The organism is Streptomyces sp. WM6378, from assembly GCF_001279695.1.
In the GTDB taxonomy this organism is placed as follows: Bacteria; Actinomycetota; Actinomycetes; order Streptomycetales; family Streptomycetaceae; genus Streptomyces.
Window position 1 is genome coordinate 93,183 of the sequence record NZ_LGDD01000106.1, and the last position, 19,571, is coordinate 112,753.

At 71.7% G+C, this 19,571-nt stretch carries 16 protein-coding genes; 2 read left to right on the plus strand and 14 right to left on the minus strand.

Annotated elements, in window-relative coordinates; translation table 11 throughout:
* Positions 1 to 74 precede the first annotated feature (74 nt).
* Complete coding sequence (locus ADK54_RS11745) at positions 75 to 758, plus strand: response regulator (protein WP_053725517.1); 684 nt, start codon at positions 75 to 77, stop codon at positions 756 to 758.
* A 68-nt stretch (positions 759 to 826) separates the two neighbouring features.
* Here the strand turns inward: ADK54_RS11745 and ADK54_RS11750 are convergent, their stop codons facing one another.
* From ADK54_RS11750 to ADK54_RS11775, 6 genes are all read right to left on the minus strand, one after another.
* Entirely contained in the window at positions 827 to 2,425 is a 1,599-nt protein-coding gene (locus tag ADK54_RS11750; protein WP_234392015.1) for a cation acetate symporter, read from the minus strand.
* Positions 2,422 to 2,982, minus strand: a complete 561-nt coding sequence (locus tag ADK54_RS11755; RefSeq protein ID WP_053725518.1) for a DUF485 domain-containing protein — start codon at positions 2,980 to 2,982, stop codon at positions 2,422 to 2,424. The genes ADK54_RS11750 and ADK54_RS11755 overlap by 4 nt, the downstream gene beginning before the upstream one ends.
* A gap of 125 nt (positions 2,983 to 3,107) precedes the next feature.
* The gene (locus ADK54_RS11760) at positions 3,108 to 3,797 is read right to left on the minus strand and encodes a response regulator transcription factor (protein ID WP_053725519.1); all 690 of its coding nucleotides are present in this window, start codon (positions 3,795 to 3,797) and stop codon (positions 3,108 to 3,110) included.
* Positions 3,794 to 4,990: a sensor histidine kinase gene (locus ADK54_RS11765; protein WP_053725520.1), complete on the minus strand. Its 1,197-nt coding sequence runs from the start codon at positions 4,988 to 4,990 to the stop codon at positions 3,794 to 3,796. The genes ADK54_RS11760 and ADK54_RS11765 overlap by 4 nt, the downstream gene beginning before the upstream one ends.
* Positions 4,987 to 5,505 carry a hypothetical protein gene (locus ADK54_RS11770; protein WP_053725521.1) on the minus strand — a complete coding sequence of 173 codons (519 nt, stop codon included), beginning with the start codon at positions 5,503 to 5,505 and terminating at the stop codon, positions 4,987 to 4,989. The genes ADK54_RS11765 and ADK54_RS11770 overlap by 4 nt, the downstream gene beginning before the upstream one ends.
* A 201-nt stretch (positions 5,506 to 5,706) precedes the next feature.
* Positions 5,707 to 7,824, minus strand: a complete 2,118-nt coding sequence (locus ADK54_RS11775; protein WP_053725522.1) for a DNA gyrase/topoisomerase IV subunit B — start codon at positions 7,822 to 7,824, stop codon at positions 5,707 to 5,709.
* Positions 7,825 to 8,258: 434 nt separating this feature from the next.
* On the opposite strand from ADK54_RS11775, the gene ADK54_RS11780 reads away from it, so the two are divergent.
* Complete coding sequence (locus tag ADK54_RS11780; protein ID WP_053725523.1) at positions 8,259 to 8,489, plus strand: DUF7455 domain-containing protein; 231 nt, start codon at positions 8,259 to 8,261, stop codon at positions 8,487 to 8,489.
* Between the two features lie 110 nt (positions 8,490 to 8,599).
* On the opposite strand, the gene ADK54_RS11785 is transcribed toward ADK54_RS11780, so the two are convergent.
* From ADK54_RS11785 to ADK54_RS11820, 8 genes are all read right to left on the minus strand, one after another.
* Entirely contained in the window at positions 8,600 to 9,412 is an 813-nt protein-coding gene (locus ADK54_RS11785; RefSeq protein ID WP_053725524.1) for a S1 family serine peptidase, read from the minus strand.
* A 131-nt stretch (positions 9,413 to 9,543) separates the two neighbouring features.
* Entirely contained in the window at positions 9,544 to 11,097 is a 1,554-nt protein-coding gene (locus ADK54_RS11790) for an RNA polymerase sigma factor (RefSeq protein WP_053725543.1), read from the minus strand.
* 321 nt (positions 11,098 to 11,418) lie between these two features.
* On the minus strand, positions 11,419 to 12,303 hold the full coding sequence (locus ADK54_RS11795; protein WP_078966314.1) for a FadR/GntR family transcriptional regulator: 885 nt from the start codon (positions 12,301 to 12,303) through the stop codon (positions 11,419 to 11,421).
* A 160-nt stretch (positions 12,304 to 12,463) separates the two neighbouring features.
* Positions 12,464 to 14,188, minus strand: a complete 1,725-nt coding sequence (locus ADK54_RS11800) for an ATP-binding cassette domain-containing protein (protein ID WP_053725526.1) — start codon at positions 14,186 to 14,188, stop codon at positions 12,464 to 12,466.
* Between the two features lie 271 nt (positions 14,189 to 14,459).
* Entirely contained in the window at positions 14,460 to 15,224 is a 765-nt protein-coding gene (locus tag ADK54_RS11805) for an NUDIX hydrolase (protein ID WP_053725527.1), read from the minus strand.
* 96 nt (positions 15,225 to 15,320) lie between these two features.
* Complete coding sequence (locus tag ADK54_RS11810) at positions 15,321 to 17,351, minus strand: glycogen debranching N-terminal domain-containing protein (RefSeq protein WP_078966315.1); 2,031 nt, start codon at positions 17,349 to 17,351, stop codon at positions 15,321 to 15,323.
* Between the two features lie 220 nt (positions 17,352 to 17,571).
* Complete coding sequence (locus tag ADK54_RS11815; RefSeq protein ID WP_053725528.1) at positions 17,572 to 19,083, minus strand: DUF4192 domain-containing protein; 1,512 nt, start codon at positions 19,081 to 19,083, stop codon at positions 17,572 to 17,574.
* A 132-nt stretch (positions 19,084 to 19,215) separates the two neighbouring features.
* Positions 19,216 to 19,398 carry an acyl-CoA carboxylase epsilon subunit gene (locus ADK54_RS11820; protein ID WP_053725529.1) on the minus strand — a complete coding sequence of 61 codons (183 nt, stop codon included), beginning with the start codon at positions 19,396 to 19,398 and terminating at the stop codon, positions 19,216 to 19,218.
* Between the last annotated feature and the right edge of the window lie 173 nt (positions 19,399 to 19,571).

Here is a 19,571-nt window from a genome sequence, read left to right on the forward strand (position 1 = left end):
AACCCCTGTTGTGCTCGTTTTGCGCGCGATACAACTGCGGGGTTCGAAGAGCGGGCACGGAGGAGGAGAGCGTCTTGATCGACGTCCTGGTCGTGGACGACGACTTCCGTGTCGCTGAGATCAACGCGGCGTACGTCGGCAAGGTTCCCGGGTTCCGGGTCGCGGCGCGGGCGCACAACGCCGCCCAGGCGCTGGCCACGCTGGAACGCCACCGCATCGACCTCGTCCTGCTCGACCACTTCCTGCCCGACGAGACCGGGCTCAGCCTGGTCCGCCGGATGCGTCAGCTGGGCCACCACACCGACGTGATCATGGTGACGTCGGCGAGCGACGTAGCGACCGTCCAGGCCGCGATGCGCCACGGCGCCCTGCACTACCTGGTCAAGCCGTTCACCTTCGCCGGACTCCGGGCCAAACTCGACTCGTACGCGACCCTGCGGCGCACGGTGGACCGGGCGGCGGGGACGGCCGGCGGCGGGCCCGCCGCCCAGGACCAGGAGCAGGTCGACCGGATCTTCGCGGCCCTGCGCACCGGGCTGCCCAGCCGCCACTCGGTGCCGACCGCGGAGCTCATCCGCGACGTGCTGCACACCGCGGACCACCCGCTCTCCGCCCACGAGGTCGCCGACCGGACCGGCCTGAGCCGCTCCACCGCCCAGCGCTATCTCCGTCTCCTGGAACAGTCCGGCCGCCTCCGTCTGACCCTGCGGTACGGAGAGACGGGACGCCCGGAACATCGGTACGCATGGATGGTGTGAGGATCAACTCCCCTTGCCATGAGCAGAGTTGACTCACGCCGAACCCGGAGTCGGCGCGGGGACGGGGGCTACACCGCGCCCGCCCCCGTCAGGGCCCGTACCTCCGCCTCCGCGTTCTTCGCCTCGTCCGGCATTTCGCGCGAGGTCACCGCGCCGAGCCAGCCCGCGACGAATCCCAGCGGGATGGAGACGAGCCCCGGGTTCTGCAGCGGGAAGAACTGGAAGTCCACGTCGGGGAAGAGAGATTCGGGGCTGCCCGAGACCACGGGCGAGACCAGCACCAGGACAAGCGCCGGGACCAGGCCGCCGTAGACCGCCCACACGGCGCCCCTCGTCGTGAAGTTCCGCCAGAACAGCGAGTACAGCAGCACCGGAAGGTTCGCGGAGGCGGCCACCGCGAAGGCCAGGCCGACCAGGAAGGCCACATTGAGGTCCCGGGCGAGGAGGCCGAGGGCGATGGCCGCCGCCCCGATCCCCACCGCCGCGACGCGCGCGACCGCCACCTCGCTGCGCTGCTTGGCGTGCCGACGCCGGAGCGAGGCGTACAGGTCGTGGGCGACGGACGCCGAGGACGCGAGGGTGATGCCCGCGACCACGGCGAGGATCGTGGCGAAGGCGACGGCGGCGACCACGGCGAAGAGAACCGTTCCGCCTGTGGAACCGGCGCCCCCGCCCAGGTGGTGGGCGAGCAGGGCTACGGCCGTGTTCCCCGCCGGATTCGAAGCCTTGACCTCGGCCGAGCCGACCAGCGCGGCCGCGCCGAAGCCGAGCACGATCGTCATCAGGTAGAAGCCCCCGATGAGGCCGATGGACCAGACGACCGAGCGGCGGGCGGCCCGCGCGGTCGGCACGGTGTAGAAGCGCGAGAGGATGTGCGGCAGTCCGGCCGTGCCGAGGACCAGGGCGAGCCCCAGGCTGATGAAGTCGAACCGCGCCGTCCAGTCCCCGCCGTACTTGAGGCCGGGTGAGAGGAACTCCTTTCCGTGGCCGCTGTGTTCGGCCGCCGAGTTCAGCAGCAGATTGATGTCGCCGTGGAAGTGCAGCAGCACCAGCACGGTGAGGGTGATCGTGCCGGCCATGAGCAGGACGGCCTTCACGATCTGGATCCAGGTGGTGGCCCGCATCCCGCCGAGCGACACATAGACCACCATCAGGGCGCCGACCCCGACGACCGTCCAGCTCCGCGCGGCATCGCTGGTGCCGCCGAGCAGCAGGGCGACCAGGCTCCCCGCGCCGACCATCTGCGCCACCAGATAGAGAACGGACACGGTGACCGAAGAAGTTCCCGCCGCGATCCTCACCGGGCGCTCGCTCATCCGGGCCGCGACCACGTCGGCCAGGGTGAACCTGCCGCAGTTGCGGACCAGTTCGGCGACCAGGAGCAGCACCACCAGCCAGGCGACGAGGAAGCCCACGGAGTACAGCATTCCGTCGTAGCCGTAGAGCGCGATCAGTCCGGAGATGCCGAGGAAGGAGGCGGCCGACATGTAGTCGCCCGCGATGGCAAAACCATTCTCCATGGGCGAGAACAGGCGCCCGCCGGTGTAGAACTCCTCGGCCGAGCCGCGCCGGTTCCGGCTGACCCAGGTGGTGATGGCGAGCGTCGCCGCCACGAACGCGCTGAAAAGGAACAGCGCCAGAGTCTGTTGGTCCCCGCCGACGATCACTTGTTGGTCCCCCGTGTCGTGCCCCGTCCGCCGGTCCCCCGGGCACCGCGCCCCTGTTCGGCCTGCTGGTTCGGTCCGCTGTGCTGCTGATTGTTCTGCTGGTTCTGCTCGAACACGACCCAGCGCAGCTCCAGCGCGGCCCGGTCCCGGCGCAGCCGCGCATGACGTGCGTACGCCCAGGTCAGCAGGAAGGTGGTGAGGAACTGGGCCAGCCCGGCGACCATCGCCACGTTCACCGCGCCGGCCACCGGGCGGGCCATGAGGCCGGGGGCGCTGACCGCGGTGATCACATAGGCCAAGTACCAGGCGAAGAAGGCGAGGGCGGCCGGGACGACGAAGCGGCGGTAGCGACGGCGCACCTCCTGGAACGCGGCGCTTCGGTGCACTTGAAGATAGATCTCGGCCGGGCTGAGCCAGCCGTCGTCGCCGTCATGCTGTACGGGCACGGTCGCGGGCACCGTCTCGCCGTCCAGCTCGCCCCACCCGGAGGCGAGGGCGTCATACCAGGGGTCGTCGATCCGCGCCTCCGCGGGATCACGCCCTTCCTGCTTCTCCACCGCACAACTCTCCTTGCCCACAGCCCCGTTCGGCCGCGTGGCCCAAGGATGGGCAGAGGGGCGGGCTCTGGACTCTCCTATGCCCCCGCTTCACTCCATTAGGTGATGGCGCGGCCTCAGGACCCCTAGCCGCGCGGTGGCTGGGCGAGGCCGTGCAGGTAGGCGTACCGCATGGCCTGCGCTCGGTCGCGCACCCCGGTCTTGCCGAAGATGTTGTTGATGTGTGTCTTCACGGTGGCCGTCGAGATGTGCAGGGCCCGCGAGATCTCGGGGTTGGACATCCCTTCGGCCACCAGCCCCAGCACCTCGCCCTCGCGGACGGTGAGCCCGTCGGGCAGCTCGGCAGGCGCGGAAGGGACGGGCGGAGGCGCGGTCACCCGTTCCAGGAGCCGGCGCTGTACGGCGGGGGCGAGCCCGGCCTGCCCGGCCAGCACGTCCTCTATCGACTTGACGATCTCCTCGCCCCCGGCGTCCTTGGTGAGATAGCCCCGTGCTCCGGCTTGCAGGGCCGGGAAGAGCGAGTCGTCGTCCGCGTACGTCGTCAGGATCACCACCTCGGTGCCGGGATGCCCGGCCCGGATGCGGCGGGTCGCCTCGACCCCGTCGCAGCGCGGCATGCGCAGGTCCATCAGGACGATGTCCGGAGCCAGTTCGGCCGTGAGGGCGACCGCCTCCTCGCCGTCCCGTGCCGATCCGACGACCTCGATGCCGGGCAGCAGCCCGAGCAGCATCACGATTCCCTCGCGCACCACGGACTGGTCGTCGGCCACGACCACCCTGATCGTCCCCCGTGCCCCGCGCCCGCTCCCGGTCATGCGGGCACCCTCAGTCTCACCACGAAGCCCTCCTCGTCCGGCCCGGCCTCCAGCGTCCCGCCGAGCAGTTCCGCGCGCTCCCTCATCCCCAGCAAACCGTATCCGGAACCACTGACAGCGAGCTCGCCCGCCCGTTTGCTCCCGCCCGAATCCCGTACTTCCAGGGCCACTTCGTCCGGCAGGTATTCCAGCCGTACGGCGACGACCGCGCCCGGCGCGTGCTTGCGCACGTTCGTCAGGGCCTCCTGCGCCACTCTGCGCACGGCCTGCGAGGCCTCCGCGGGCAGCGCCCTGCGCTCCCCCTCCACCTGCACCCGGGCGCCCGGAGCGAGCCCCGTCCCGGCTCCGGATGCCTCGATCAGGGTGTGCAGGAAGTCCTCCACCGGGGTCATCTCGCCGCGCAGCGCGGACAGCGCCTGGCGGGTCTCGGCCAGGCCTTCCCGCGCCATGCCCCGGGCGGCCACCACCCGTTCGAGGATCTTCTCCCGGAACTCTCCGGGTGGCTCCCGCTCGATCAGCAGCCGCGCCGCCTCCAGGTGCACCAGCTGCGCGGAGAGGCTGTGCGCCAGTACGTCGTGGATCTCGCGAGCGATCCTGGCCCGCTCGCCCAGCGCGGCCGACTGCGCCTCGGCGGCCCGCGCGGCCCGCTCCTGGGAGAGCAGCCGCTGTGCGCTGCCTCGGGCCTCGGCATCGAGGCGCAGCACGTATCCGGCGAGCCCGAGCCCCACCGCGGTCACCGCCGTGGTCAGCCAGTTGTCGTTGTTGACCAGGCTGTACGCGGCCAGTGCCACCGCCGTACACGGCACGGCGGCGCCCAGCGGCAGTCGTTCAAGGGCGGTCACCGCGCAGCCGCACCACAGAACCAGCGCGAGCACCGGCCAGCCCGCCGCCCTGGCGCCGGCGGCGGCTCCCATCACCAGCAGGAGCGTGCCCAGCGAGGGCCAGAGCCGGTGCTCCAGGGTGAACCGGAAGAACACCCGGGCCAGCAGGACGCAGCCCAGCACGAGCGCCACGCCCGCCGCCCAGGTCCACGCCCCGTTCCCCGGGCCCTGCTTGCTGCTGAACGTGGACCAGAGCAGCCCGCCGAACACCACGGCCCTGATGCCCCGGGCGAGATTGCGTCTGGCGCGGGTCAGGCCCTCGCGGGAGAGTGCTTCCCGCGAAGGCCAGCTGAGCCAGGTCTCCAGGGTCACACGCGGTCCTTCCACACCTGCTGGGCGGGGCTTGCGGCAGCAACACCGTACGACGCTAGGGCCGGGCGGGCCCGCCACATCAGGATGGCGCCGCGGACGAGCAGAGAGGCGGCCAGCGCAACCAGGATGGCGCCGGTGCCCATGTGGATTCCGGCCAGCGCGCCGAGGGCCGCGAGCCCCACGCGCAGGGCGATGCCCAGGACCCAGATCCCGGCGGTGGCCTTGGTGCCGCGGGACCACACCGTGCCGTCCGGCTCGGTCCATATCCTCGACGTCCAGGCCCAGCCGACGCCCATGAGCACGCCGGTCACGAGCTCGGCGCCGAGCAGGGCCATCGAGCCGGCCTGGTGGTGCTGGTCGATGAGGCCGCCGTCCTTCACCGCGAAGAACACCAGGACGGCGGGAATGAGCCACCACTTCCTTCCGTCGCCGCCCAGCTGCTGCGGCTTGAACTGGCGGACCAGGATCAGCGCCACCACCGCGACTGCCACCAGCACGTTGAAAAGCGCGGACATCGAAGCCTCCGGACTACGAGAAGACGAGAAGACAGGAACACGGGAATCGGACTGCCTGTACGTCTACGAAGTTACGGAAACGACCTGGTCAGAGGCATCGGATCAGGGGTGGATCGCGGGTGGAGGTTTGCTCTCCACCCATGGGTGGAGAGCGCGAACGCCGGCCCGGGGGTCCCCGGGCCGGCGTTCGTCAGGCGCGGCTCACGCGTCGATGCGCGAGCGGTCCAGCGTGGCGGCGGAGCTGGTGATGAACTCCTTGCGCGGCGCCACCTCGTTGCCCATCAGCAGGTCGAAGACCTGCTCGGAGGCTTCCAGATCGCCGATGTTGATCCGGCGCAGGGTGCGGAACCGGGGGTCCATCGTGGTCTCGGCCAGCTGGTCGGCGTCCATCTCGCCGAGGCCCTTGTAGCGCTGGATGGTGTCCTTGTAGCGGACGCCCTTGCGCTGGAACTCAAGCAGCGTGGTGCGCAGTTCGTTGTCCGAGTACGTGTACACGTACTTGTCCTGGCCCTTCTTGGGCTGGACCAGCTCGATCCGGTGCAGCGGCGGCACCGCGGCGAAGACCCGGCCCGCCTCGACCATCGGGCGCATGTAGCGCTGGAAGAGGGTCAGCAGCAGGATCCGGATGTGCGCGCCGTCGACATCGGCGTCGACGAGCAGCACGATCTTGCCGTACCGCGCCGCGTCGATGTCGAAGGTCCGGCCCGAGCCCGCCCCTATGACCTGGATGATCGCGCCGCACTCCGCGTTCTTCAGCATGTCGGAGACCGACGCCTTCTGAACGTTGAGGATCTTGCCGCGGATCGGCAGCAGCGCCTGGAACTCGGAGTTCCGCGCGAGCTTGGCGGTGCCCAACGCCGAGTCTCCCTCGACGATGAACAGCTCGCTGCGCTCCACGTCGTCGCTGCGGCAGTCGGCCAGCTTGGCCGGCAGCGAGGAGGACTCCAGCGCCGTCTTGCGGCGCTGCGCCTCCTTGTGCTGGCGGGCCGCGATGCGGGTGCGGGCGGCCGCGACGATCTTGTCGAGGACGGCCCTTGCCTGGGTCTTCGCGTCACGCTTGGTGGAGGTCAGGAACTCCTTGAGCTCCTTGGCGACCACGTTGGCGACGATCCGGTTGGCCGCGGACGTGCCCAGGACCTCCTTGGTCTGGCCCTCGAACTGCGGCTCGGCGAGTCGCACGGTGACGACCGCGGTGAGACCCTCCAGGGCGTCGTCCTTGACGACGTCGTCCTCGGCGACCCGCAGCATCTTGGCGGAGCGGAGCACCTCGTTGACGGTCTTGGTGACCGAGCGCTCGAAGCCGGTGACGTGGGTGCCGCCCTTGGGGGTGGCGATGATGTTCACGAACGACTTGAGGTTGGTGTCGTACCCGGTGCCCCAGCGCAGCGCGATGTCCACGGCCAGCTCCCGGGTGACCTCGGTGGGCGTCATGTGGCCGCGGTCGTCGAGGACCGGGACGGTCTCCTTGAAGGTGCCCGAGCCGGACAGGCGCAGCACGTCGTTGACGGCCTTGTCCTGGGCCAGGTACTCGCAGAACTCGCTGATCCCGCCGTCGAAGCGGAACGTCTCCTCGGTCTTGCCCTCGCCGTCGAGGCCGCGCTCGTCGCGCACGACGATGGTCAGGCCCGGCACCAGGAACGCCGTCTGGCGGGCCCGCTGGTAGAGCGTGTCAAGGGAGAGCTTGGCGTCCTTGAGGAAGATCTGGCGGTCGGCCCAGTAGCGGATGCGGGTGCCGGTGCGGCCCTTGGGCACGCGCTTGCCCTTGAGCAGCCCGCTGCCCGGGTCGAAGGGCGCGTCGGGGCCCTGCTCGGTGAAGATGCCGGGCACGCCCCGGCGGAAGCTGATCGAGTGCGTGGTGGTGCGGTCGACCTCGATGTCGAGGCGGGCCGAGAGCGCGTTCACCACGGAGGCGCCCACGCCGTGCAGGCCGCCGGACGCGGCATAGGAGCCGCCGCCGAACTTTCCGCCGGCGTGCAGCTTGGTCATGACGACCTCGACGCCCGAGAGCCCGGTCTTGGGCTCGACGTCGACGGGGATGCCCCGGCCGTTGTCACGTACCTCCACGGAGGCGTCGTCGTGCAGGATCACTTCGATGTGGTCGCAGTAGCCGCCCAGGGCCTCGTCGACGGAGTTGTCGATGATTTCCCAGAGGCAGTGCATCAGACCGCGGCTGTCCGTCGACCCGATGTACATGCCGGGTCGCTTACGGACCGCTTCGAGGCCTTCGAGTACGAGCAGATGCCGAGCGGTGTAGTTGGAGCCGTCGCGGTCTGCCCCGCTCAGCAGCGCAGTGGACGGAACGGACGTCTCGGCGGTCACGCAGTTCGCTCCTCGCTGAATTTCAATTGCGCCCCTGGTGGGTAAGGGGTCGGCGTCGGTCGCCGGTCTGAGGGTACCGAGGCCTGGTAGAGCCGTTGTAACGCCACCCTCGCGAATCCTCATGCTAGTCCAGCGTCGCAAACATGTTCGATCCCTCGTGGGGGTGATGCGGATATCACGTTCCCATTCAGGCATGAACCATTTAGGCTCCGGGCACGTCCTCATGAACAACCGGCAACCCCGCCGGGAGGGCCAAACGAGACAAGCAACGCGAAACCCGTAAAGCTCCGCAATACGGCTCATTCGCCGCCAACCGGCAGCAGACAGCCACCTTGACCAAGAACTTTCGAGGAAAAGCCACGAGCGGGAACGTTTTCGGCCTGGTTGGATGTTGACCCTGGTACGACAGCTCGTCGAGCTAGAGAAGAGGCGACGTGACTACTGTTCTGACCCCCGCGAGCCCCCTGACGGCCGCCGACCGTTGCGACCGCTGCGGCGCACAGGCCTACCTTCGCGTAGTCCTGACCAGCGGCGGCGAGCTGCTCTTCTGCGCTCATCACGGACGTAAGTTCGAGCCGGAACTGAAGAAGATCGCCGCTGACATACAGGACGAGACGGACCGCCTCACGGCGGTGCCCGAGTCCGCAGGCGACGAGGATCGCTGAGACCTCGCATCACGACGAGCCAGGGCCGGTCCAGGACCGGCGACGGGCGGTCGCTCCCCGTGCAGGGGGAGCGACCGCCCGTTCTCATGTCCGGCCGGCTCTCCTGCCGCTCAGTCCGTGGCGGGCCTGGCCACGCCTGACACCCGCGTGTACACCCCGGGGCTGTCGGCCCGTCCGCAGCCGTTGCCCCAGGAGACCAGACCGATGAGCCGGCCCTGGGCCACCAGCGGGCCACCGCTGTCGCCCTGACAGGCGTCGTAGCCGCCCCTGGGGTCGCCCGCGCAGAGCATGGTGGTCGCCTCGTACGTACCGTCCGAGTTCGGCGGGTAGGCGCGCGCACAGGCCCCGTCGTCCAACACCGTGACGGGGGCGGCACGCAGCGCCGTCGGGTACTTGCCGCCGCCCGTCGTGTCGCCCCAGCCGTAGACCGTGGCCCGGACGCCCGGCTTGTACGCCGCGTCCCCCGCCGGCGCCGCGGTGATCACGTACGAGGCGGGCAACGGGGTGGCCAGGGTCAGCACCGCCATGTCGCCCACGTTGGTCCCCGCGTCGTAGCCCGGGTTGACCCACGTGGCGCTCACCCGGATCTCCTGGCCGGCGTTCGAACGCAGCTCGGTGCGGCCCGCGATCACCTTGAGGTCCCGCACCTGGGACACGTCCACGCCCAGGACGTCGTGGCGCAGGCAGTGCGCGGCCGTCAGGACCGTGGTGGGCGAGACCACCGCGCCCCCGCAGAACTGGCCCGCACGCGTACCTCCGAACCGGTCACGGCTGGACAGCGCCACCACCCAGGGGCTGTCCGAGATCTCGACCCGCTGCCCGCCGATGACGACCTCATCGGCGGCCGCGAGCGGCGGCACCCCCAGTCCGGTGGCCGCAAGGGCGGCCGCCCCTGTGACGGCTCGGGCGAAACAGCGGCGCATAGGGTCTCCTGACTCTCGGTGACACAGGCACACCCAGCGTCATTCAGTGAGCCGCGCCCCGCACCCGCGGATACGCCCGAGGGCCCGGCCTCCCAAAGGAGACCGGGCCCTCGACGACGTACGACCGCGACCTAGTCGAGGTAGTCGCGCAGCACCTGCGAGCGCGACGGGTGGCGCAGCTTCGACATGGTCTTGGACTCGATCTGGCGGATCCGCTCGCGGGTCACGCCGTAGACCTTGCCGATCTCGTCCAGCGTCTTCGGCTGGCCGTCGGTGAGGCCGAAGCGCATGGAGACCACGCCCGCCTCACGCTCGGAGAGGGTGTCGAGCACCGAGTGCAGCTGCTCCTGGAGGAGCGTGAAGCTGACCGCGTCGGCCGGGACGACCGCCTCGGAGTCCTCGATGAGGTCACCGAACTCGCTGTCGCCGTCCTCACCCAGGGGCGTGTGCAGCGAGATGGGCTCACGGCCGTACTTCTGGACCTCGATGACCTTCTCAGGGGTCATGTCGAGCTCCTTGGCCAGCTCCTCCGGGGTGGGCTCGCGGCCCAGGTCCTGGAGCATCTGGCGCTGGACGCGCGCGAGCTTGTTGATGACCTCGACCATGTGCACCGGGATACGGATGGTGCGGGCCTGGTCGGCCATGGCGCGGGTGATCGCCTGACGGATCCACCAGGTGGCGTACGTGGAGAACTTGTAGCCCTTGGTGTAGTCGAACTTCTCGACCGCGCGGATCAGACCGAGGTTGCCCTCCTGGATGAGGTCCAGGAAGAGCATGCCGCGGCCGGTGTAGCGCTTGGCCAGCGAGACCACCAGACGGAGGTTGGCCTCCAGGAGGTGGTTCTTGGCGCGCCGGCCGTCCTCGGCGATGATCTCCAGTTCGCGCTTGAGCTTCGGCGCCAGCTTGTCGGCGTTCGCCAGCTTGTCCTCGGCGAACAGGCCGGCCTCGATGCGCTTGGCGAGCTCGACCTCCTGCTCGGCGTTGAGGAGCGGGACCTTGCCGATCTGCTTCAGGTAGTCCTTGACCGGGTCGGCGGTGGCTCCGGCGACCGCGACCTGCTGGGCCGGAGCGTCGTCCTCGTCCTCGTCGGACAGGACGAAGCCCTTGCTCTCGCCCTCGGGCTCCTCGTCGTCGCCCTTGCCGGGCGCGGCGTCCTCAAGGAGCTCGTCGCCCTCGACGACCTCTTCGTCGTCGCCCTTCTTGGCGGCGGTCTTCTTCGCCGCGGTCTTCTTGGCCACCGTCTTCTTGGCGGCGGTCTTCTTGACGGCCGCCTTCTTGGCGACGGCCTTCCTGGGGGCGTCCTCGGCCTCGTCCGCCGATACGTCCACGGTCTCGGCCGGGGCCGCGGAGGCGGCGACGGTCCTGGTGGTGGTCACGGTCGTCTTGGCCGCGACCGTCTTGGTGGCGGTGCGCTTCGCCGGGCTCTTCGCTGCGACGCTCTTGCGTGTGCGCTTCGGTGATTCCGCGGCACTGACCATCAGCGTCACACCCTCTTCCTCGAGGATCTGGTTGAGGCTGCGCAGAACATTCTTCCACTGGGTCGGCGGAATCTGGTCGGCTTCGAAGGCCCGACGCACGTCATCGCCGGCGATCTGTCCATCAGCCTTTCCCCGCTCGATGAGCGCCATCACAGACTCGGACTCGGCGATCTCCGGCGGGAGCGTACGGGATGTGCTGGCCGACACGAACAACCTCTCGAAACGATGGAAAACGGCTTCCGGCCCCGCCCAGGATCGGGCCGGAGCCGACGACCACCGGCTGGGAATGTGCCGGGGGCGCGGGCTGAACCTCGGAGCTGCACAGCGCCACGCATGGCCGCTGTATTCCCTCCTCGGCTGTTACCTCTTAAGTCATCGCATGGTTCCGAGGAGTGTTACGCGCAATCTTCGTGGCCCGAGTCACACTCCAAAGGCGACCTAGGGGTCACAAGGGGCATATACCCCGTAATCGAGTGCGCCGGACCCCCTCCAGGATCCGGCGGCACACTACCTCCGGCGGGGCTCCGATCAGTGCTCGCGCGGCGCGGGGACGACCCGCTCCACCTCCGGGTGGACGGTGAGCAGTTGACGTACGGCCGTCTCGGCCGCCATGGGGTCGCCGTTGGCGAGGGCGTCCACGATCCGCCCGTGGTGCGCGAGGGAGCCGTCCGAGGGGCGGTCACAACCGGTGACCGGGGAGCCGGAGACCTGGAGCGCGGCCGAGACGATCCCGGAGAGATGCTCCAGCATCCGATTGCCGGCGAGCTGGATCAGTAGGGAGTGGAACTCGGCATCCGCCCGCGAGAAGGTGATCGCGTCCCCCTGGGCGAGGGCGTGGCCCATGATCTCCACCATGTCGCCGAGCCGCTGCTGGATGTCCTCACGGCCGTGGCCCGCGGCGAGGCGGGCGGCGAGCGGCTCGATGGTCCAGCGCAGCTCGGCGAGCTCGCGGCGCTGGTCGTCGCGCTGGGGGCCGAAGGCGCGCCACTCGATGATGTCGGGGTCCAGCAGGTTCCAGTCGCTGACCGGCCGGACCCGGGTGCCGACGTTGGGCCGGGCGCTGACCAGGCCCTTGGCCTCGAGCACGCGCAGGGACTCGCGGACCACCGTGCGGGAGACCTCGAACCGCTGGCCGATCTCCTCGGGGACGAGCGGGCGGTCCGCGCCGAGGTCGCCGGAGACGATCATCTGGCCGAGCTGCTGGACGAGTTGACCGTGCAGGCCGCGGCCTCGGCTGCCTGCCGCGCGGCGGCCCACCCGGCCGAGTTCCGCGTCCCCGCTGTCCCAGGAGGGGGTGCCGATCCGGTCGGAGGGGCGCGCCTCCCCGTAGGGGTAGCGGTCGAGTTCGCCCGGGGCCGAGAGGCCGGCGTCGGCGGTGCGGGCGGTCATCATGGTGTGCGCAAGGGTGCTCATGCACCCTTTGTCGGCGGGACCGCGGTGCCCCTTGAGGTCTTTGGTGAAAAGCACACGAAAGGGTGATCACCGCCCGCCCCGCAATTGACGCTTTATCGGAAAGAAGCGGGCATTCCCAAGGGAGTTCTGGGCAGATGCTCGCTCTCTGGTCGCCGGTGCCTCACCAACGGGCCCTGGCGCGCAGGCCGGTGACCAGATATGCGCAGATCAGGACGGTGATCGACAACGCGAGTGCGGCTCCGACCGGTTCGGCGACCAGGTGCAGGACGGCGATGAGCCAGTGGTCGAGGACGTGCGGCCACCGCACCCACGCCAGGTCGCGCAGCCGGTCGGGAAGCCCGGCGACGGAGCGCACCGAGTGCCCGTCGACGGCCTTCCTCAGGAGCGGTACGACGGCGACGGGCACGGCGAGGACCGCGGCGAGGCCCGCGATGGTGGCCCGGAAGATCCCGGCGGCGAGCAGCCCGGCCCAGGCGCAGCCGACCGTGAGACCGGCCCAACTGGCGCCCCACGCGAGCCATTCGCGCGGCGGCCCCGCCATGTCGCCGCCGTACACCAGGCGCAGGACCTGATAGTCGACCGCCGCGGCGAGCGCGGCGAGCAGGAGGGCGGCCCCGGCGGTCACGGCGAGTTTGGCGCCGAGCAGGCCGAGCCGGCGCGGCACGGTGCCCCGGTCGGCGGCGAGCGCCGGGTAGCGGTACTCGTCGCCGAAGGCGAGCGCGCCGAGCAGGCCCGCGCCGAGCGCGGCGGGCGGCAGCGGCAGCAGACCGGGCCAGGCCGCGAGGAGCCGCGGCAGCGGGGCGTGCCCGGCCCTGGCCAGCAGCACGGACAGGACGGCCGAAAGCGCCAGAACACCCGCAGCCAGCAAGAACGTTGTCCGTACGCCGAGGAGTCTGCGCAGTTCGTAGCGCAGGGGGCGCAGCGGGGTGCGGGCGGGCCTGCGGGTGATGGGCAGGGGGTGGGAACCGCGGGGCGGTCCGGTCCGTTCCTGGGGTGGGACGGTGACGCTCGGGCCGGTGTCGCCGATCTCGTCGGCGAGGCGGTGCAGCAGCACGCCGTTGCGGAAGGCCGTCTCCCCGACCTCCGCGCAGCTGCTGCCGTACACCGACAGGTGGTTGCCGTCCTCGGCGACCACTTCGACGGACCGCTGGGCGGCGCGCGCCTCCCGGCCGACCAGGGCGGCGAGGCGGGCGGCGTGCGGGGTGGCGACGGCGACGCGGGGCCGCAGCCGGGTGCGGGCGAACTGGGTGGCGTCCTGGTCGGCGACGAGCCGGCCGCCGTCGATGGTGACGACGCGGTCGGCGACCCGGGCCGCTTCCTTGGGGTCGGCGAAGGTGCACAGGACGGTGCCGCCGTGGCCGGCGTGGCCGCGCAGGAGTCCGTAGAGCCAGGCGTTCTCGCGGGGGGAGAGGCCCTCGGCGGGCTCGTCGAGAAGGAGGGTGTGCGGGTCGCCGAGGAGTGCGGCGGCGAGGCCGAGGCGGCGGTCCATGCCGAGCGAGAGGGTGCCCAGGCGCTGGTCGGCTAGGCCGGAGAGGCCGACGACCTCAAGCATTTCGTCGGCGCGCGACACGGGGACGCCCGCGACGGTGCACATCAGCTTGAGCTGTCCCCGGGTGGTGCGTGCGGGGTGACCGGGCACATCGCCGAGGAGGGTGCCCACTTCGCGGGCGGGGTGGGCGAGTTCGTGCAAGGGGCGGCCGCGGAAGTAGGTGACGCCCCGGCCCGGTTCGAGTTCGAGCATCAGACGCAGGGCCGTCGTCCGCCCCGAGCCCGGGGGGCCAAGGAGGGCGGTGAGCTGCCCGGGTCTCGCCTCGAAGGTGAGGTCGTCGACGGCGGACGGACGATCTCGGCGGGGGGCACTGGTGAGTCCGATTGCCTGGAGCATCGCTTCTCCCGCGGTAGATGAGACCGCTCGGCGGCAGGCCGGGGTACCGCAGCAAGATAACGCGACATTTTGGACTTTTGGTGCATGGTTGGGGCGATGTGGCCCCGGATGTCAGGCCATTGGGGGCCACGGCGGGACGAGCGGACACCTCCCGATCTGATCCGGCCCGGATGCCCAGGCCGGGATTGGGACGCCCCTGTCCCTGGCAGCCGGGTGGGCGCCGGGGCCGACGCCGACCCCCTCGGATCCTCGGCCCTCGTTCTCCTTCGGGTCAGACCTCGGGGCGCAGCATCGGCGGGTTGAGCAGCGTGGCGCCGCCGGCCCGGAACAGCTGGGCGGGGCGGCCGCCCTGCCGGGTCGTGGTGCCGCCGGCCGGGACCAGGAAGCCCGGGGTGCCGGTCACCTTGCGGTGGAAGTTGCGCGGGTCCAGGGCGACGCCCCACACCGCCTCGTACACCCGGCGCAGCTCGCCGACGGTGAACTCGGCCGGGCAGAAGGCGGTGGCCAGCGAGGAGTACTCGATCTTCGACCGGGCGCGTTCCACCCCGTCCGCCAGGATCTGGGCGTGGTCGAAGGCGAGCGGCGCGGGCTGCTCGCCTTCGCGGCCGAATCCGCCTTCCTGCCCGAGCAGGTCCTCGACGGGGGCCCAGCGCGCACTGTGCGCGTCGCCGCCCGCGCGCGGTGCGGGCAGGTCGGGAGCGAGGGCGAGGTGGGCCACGCTGACCACCCGCATCCGGGGGTCGCGCCGGGGGTCGCCGTAGGTGGCGAGCTGTTCGAGATGGGCGCCGTTGGCGAGCGCCGGGGCCGACGGGTCCGAGGCACACAGCCCCGTCTCCTCGCCGAGTTCCCTGGCCGCCGCGGTGGAGAGGTCCTCGTCGTCGCGGACGAATCCGCCGGGTAGCGCCCAGCGCCCCTGGAACGGTGGCTCCCCGCGGCGCACCACGAGCGCGCAGAGCGCGTGGCGGCGCACGGTCAGCACGACCAGGTCGACGGTCACGGCGAAGGGCGGAAAGGCCGACGGGTCGTAGGGCGACATGCGGCGATCATAGTCGTCTGCCTGACGATAAACACTCCCCTCGACACCCCTCCGGCACTTCTTCTCCCGTCGCACCTTCCGCTGCGCCCATCCCGCTCAGCCTCCCAACTGGAGCCATTCGGCGGCCTGCTCGACCATGCCGACCCCGAGCCTGCTGATCCGTACCGTGAACGGCTCCCCCGCGACGCTGAGGCCGGAGAGCCGGACCGCGCCGAGCGGGGCCGACCTCATCGGGTCCAGCGCGACCGATCCGGCCGGGGCGTCCGGGCGGATCCCGGCCAGGGTGGTGAGCAGCTGGATGCCTGCCGCGGCCGCCACCGCCGCCGGACGGCAGGCGGCCGGATGCGGCACGGGCACGCTGTCGGCGGTGCGCTGCTCCCCCGCGTACATCTCGGGCAGCCGATGGCCGAACGCCTCCGAGGCGGCCAGGACGCCCCGCAGCAGGGAGACGGCCTCCTTCTCGTACCCGGCGGCCGCAAGGCCCGCGACGGCGACGGCGCTCTCGTGGACCCGCACCGCCCCTGCCCGGTGCCCGAACGGGTTGTACCCGGGCTCCTTGGCGGCGAGCCCGCGCAGCCCCCAGCCCGAGTCCATCGCGGGGCCGCCGAGCAGCCGGGCCAGCTGTTCGGTCTGCACCTTGTCGAGCAGCCCGGGCGCGAGCCGGCCGCCGCCGAGCAGCCCCGTGTCCAGCAGATGGGCGCCGCCCGCCCCGAGCAGCGGCACCGGGCGGCCGTCGGCGGTGCGGGCGGCAGCGGGGCGGCCGCCGCCGAGGTCGTCCAGCCAGAACTCGGCCCGGAACCGGTCCCTGAGCGCCCCGGCCCGCGCGAGCCACGCGTCGGCCCCGGGACGGCCGCACTCCCGCAGCAGTTCCGCGCCGAGCAGCGCGGCCCGGTGGACGTGGGCCTGGGTCTCGGCGCGTACGAATCCGGCGGCCCCGGGGCCGGTCTCGGCGAGGTAGCCGTTGTCGTCCAGGGCGGTGGCCAGCCAGTGCAGGCAGCGCTCGGCGGCGGGCAGCAGCTCGGTCACCGCCGGCTCCGGCAGGCCCCAGCGCCGCGCCTCCGCGAGCACGACCGGGAAGGCCAGGGTGGCCTCCACTCCCGAACAGCTGGGCGGGAGGTAGGGGCCCGCATCCCTGAACGGTCCCGGGATGCGCCCCAACTCTGCTCCAGGACCCGGGAGTTGAGTCCTCGCGAGGGTGCGGAGGGTGGCCGCCGCGAGCCGGGTGGACAGCGGCAGCGCCATCCGGGCCGCCCAGAGCGCCTCCGCCGGTGCCGAACCGCATCGCCAGGGGACTCCGGCCGCCGCGTACAGGTCGGCCGGGCGGGCCGGGTCGCGGATCAGCAGCGCCCGCAGATCGTCGATGCTGTGCTGGAGCAGCACCGCCACCCGAGGGTCGTCGCCCTCGGCCCTGGCTTCCTGGGGCGAGGGCAGCGGGCTCGCGGCGTGTCCGGGCGGCCGCACCGGTCGGCCGGTCCTGATGGTCAGCTGGATCGTGCACGAGCCGCCCGGAGGCAGTTCCAGGGCCCAGCGCAGCACCCCGGCGGACGCGAGCGCGTCGGTCGGCGGTGGCTGTGCGGTCACCGCCGAGTGGGCGCCGCCCGACGTCCAGCGCATTCCCGAGCCGTGGACACTGGCGGGCAGTTCGGGCCCGGCGCGGCCGGCGGCCACCGCGCCCAGCTCCGCCAAGTCGGTGCCGAGGGCGATCTCCACCGGCAGCCTCAGCGGCCGGGCCGCCGAGCTGCTCAGGGTGATCCGCTCCGTGCCGTCCGCCTGCCGAAGGCGCTCGACGGCGATCTCGGGGTCGGGCCCGCCGTCCGCCGCGGTGCGGACCACCGCGAGGAAGCGGGCACGGTCGGCCGATATCGACCTGCCCTGCACGGCGATCGGGTCGCGGCCCGCCACCCTCAACTGGCAACGGGAGACCAGCCGTCGGCCGTGCTGGTAGAAGCCTCCGAGGCCCTGCCCGGTCAGCTGTCCGTGCTCCGGCGACACCGCGAGGCCGGGCAGGGCCACGCAGATCACGGCCGCGTGCACGGCGGGCAGCTCACCGAGCGGCCCGGCCGTTCTCGGCGGGACCGGCCCCGGTGTGCTCCCGGTGCCGGTGCGGGGAGGGGCGGTGAACACCATGGGTACCCTTCTTCGCTGTCCGTTCCGGGCGACGATGGTGGGCCTGGCGGAGGCTGCCGCCCGTGCGGCCCGGTGCCCGGTGCCGTGCCGCCACTCGGGTGAACGCCACGAGCCTCGACCGGGTCACGGACGGATCGCCCCCCGGTCGCGGCCCAGGGTCGGGTGGCCCGCGTCTCCCCCATGACCCGGCACTCCAGGACGGAGCGGCCCGCGCCGTCTTTCACCTCTCCCGTTTCACCGGCTCGCCGCCTCGGCGGCGCACCCGGTCTCGTACCTTCGCCTGCTTGGGGCCGGCGGGCTCGGGGCGGCCCGAACTCTCGTGCCGATGTGGGCTGTTGGCGCTCCTTCGCGAGGTCGGAGTGGACTTGCGGCGCGGCTCGGGACGGACCTCGCGGCGCGCGGGCGGGTCTGCGGATTCCTCCTCGCCGACAGCGTCCCCGGCCAGCCTCGCGGCGCGTTCCTCGCGCAGGCAGACGCGCAACTCCTCGGGGTCGAGGCCTCCGTTGCAGGCCCGGTGCAGCAGTTGGGCGAAGCGGTAGTCGGGGTCCGCCCGCAGGGCGAGGCTGAACGCCACCCGGGCGTTCGGGTCGTCACCGGTCGACCAGGAGACCCAGCCCGCCAGGGTGAGCAGCGCCGCCGCATGGTCGCCGTACGGGCCGACGCAGCGGCGGGCCAGCGCCCGCCACAGGCGCAGGGCCGGCCCTGCTTCCGGCCCCTCCATCCACTCCGCGGCCCAGTCCCGGGTCGTACGGTCCTGGAGGCCGAGGATCAGGGCCGCCGCCTCGTCGTGGGCGATGAGCCCGTCGTCCAGGTCGTCCGACGCGTTCCTGCCGAGGAGCAGGGTGGCGACCCCCCGGCCGGCCGCCGGGAGGGCGTCCGTGCCGCGGCCAGGTGCGGGCGCCTGCGCGATCCGGCGCATGAGCCGGGCCGCCAGGTCGAGCGTCTCGTCGGCCACGGTGCGCCGGTCGCCCTCGCTCAGGATGCGGGGGAACATCTCGGCGGCCGCGGCGTCCAGGGCCCGTTCCTGCTCGTCCGCCGCCCCGGACCGCCAGGGTGCGAGCCGTTCCTCCATCTCCCGCAGGGAGCCGCGTACTTGGATGCCCGCGTAGGTGGCGGCGGCCGCCATGACGGAGGTTCCCGGCAGGGTGAGAACGTTGCCCTCCGGTGGGCAGCAGCGGGTGTCCGGGCAGCAGTACGACCAGTAGCGGCCGTCGGAAATGCACAGCGCTTCGAGTACCGGGACGTCGAGGCCGCCGCACGCGACGCGAAGCCGTTGGGCCAATGGCCGCAGCCGCTCCATCACTTCGCGTCCGGTGCCGCCCGACGACGGGTCCTGGCAGAGGAAGACGACGATGCCGTCGGGCCGTGGCCCGCGCCGCTCGCTCCCCGTGACCAGGCAGTCGGCGAGCTGTTCGGCGATGTCGGACCACTCCTGCGGCGAGGCGGGCAGCCCCACCCTGACCCGACCGCCGAACCGGCCGCTCTCGCCGTGCAACGCGACGAGCACCACCGAGTCGGTCGGATGGAAGCCCATCAAGTACGGCAGTGCGTCAGCCAGTTCGGCCGGGCCGCGCAGGGTGATCCGCGGCTCGCCCGACGAGCCGTGGGATTCGGATTCGCGGGAGCCGGACCCGCGGGACTCGGAGCCGCGGGACTCGGAGCCACAGGATTCACCCTCGCGGGAGTCGGGCTCAGGGGATTCGGATTCGTGGGATTCGCTCGTGTCTCGCATGACTTGAGGGTTTCGCGATCACAGATCTCCCACCACCCCTGTGGATAACCTTGTCCACAGACCGAAGGCGCTGGTCATACAAATGGCGCGGACGGAAGGCCCAGGCTCAACGACCGCCCCTGCGGGAGGAGTTCAGCCCTGCCAGGAGTGGGGCGCGCGGTGGCCCGGGGTGCGCCATCCCGCCCTGGCGCGGGCGCGCTCGGCGGCCGGGGTGGCGGTCAGGGCGGCGGCCCGCGCCAGGAGCACCGCGGTGATCGCGGCGAGCTCCTCGGGGCCGGCCTCGCCCCGTTCTATCCGGACGACCGCGTTACCCACGACTTCATCGCCTACGGCGGCATCACGTGCGACAACATTGGCGCTCACGGCATGAACTCCCTTGCTATTGGGGTGGGTTGCCGTGTTTGCGGGACGGCAGGTCGGCGTGTTTGGTCTTGAGCATCGCCAGTGAGGCGATGAGGACGGCCCGGGTCTCGGCGGGGTCGATGACG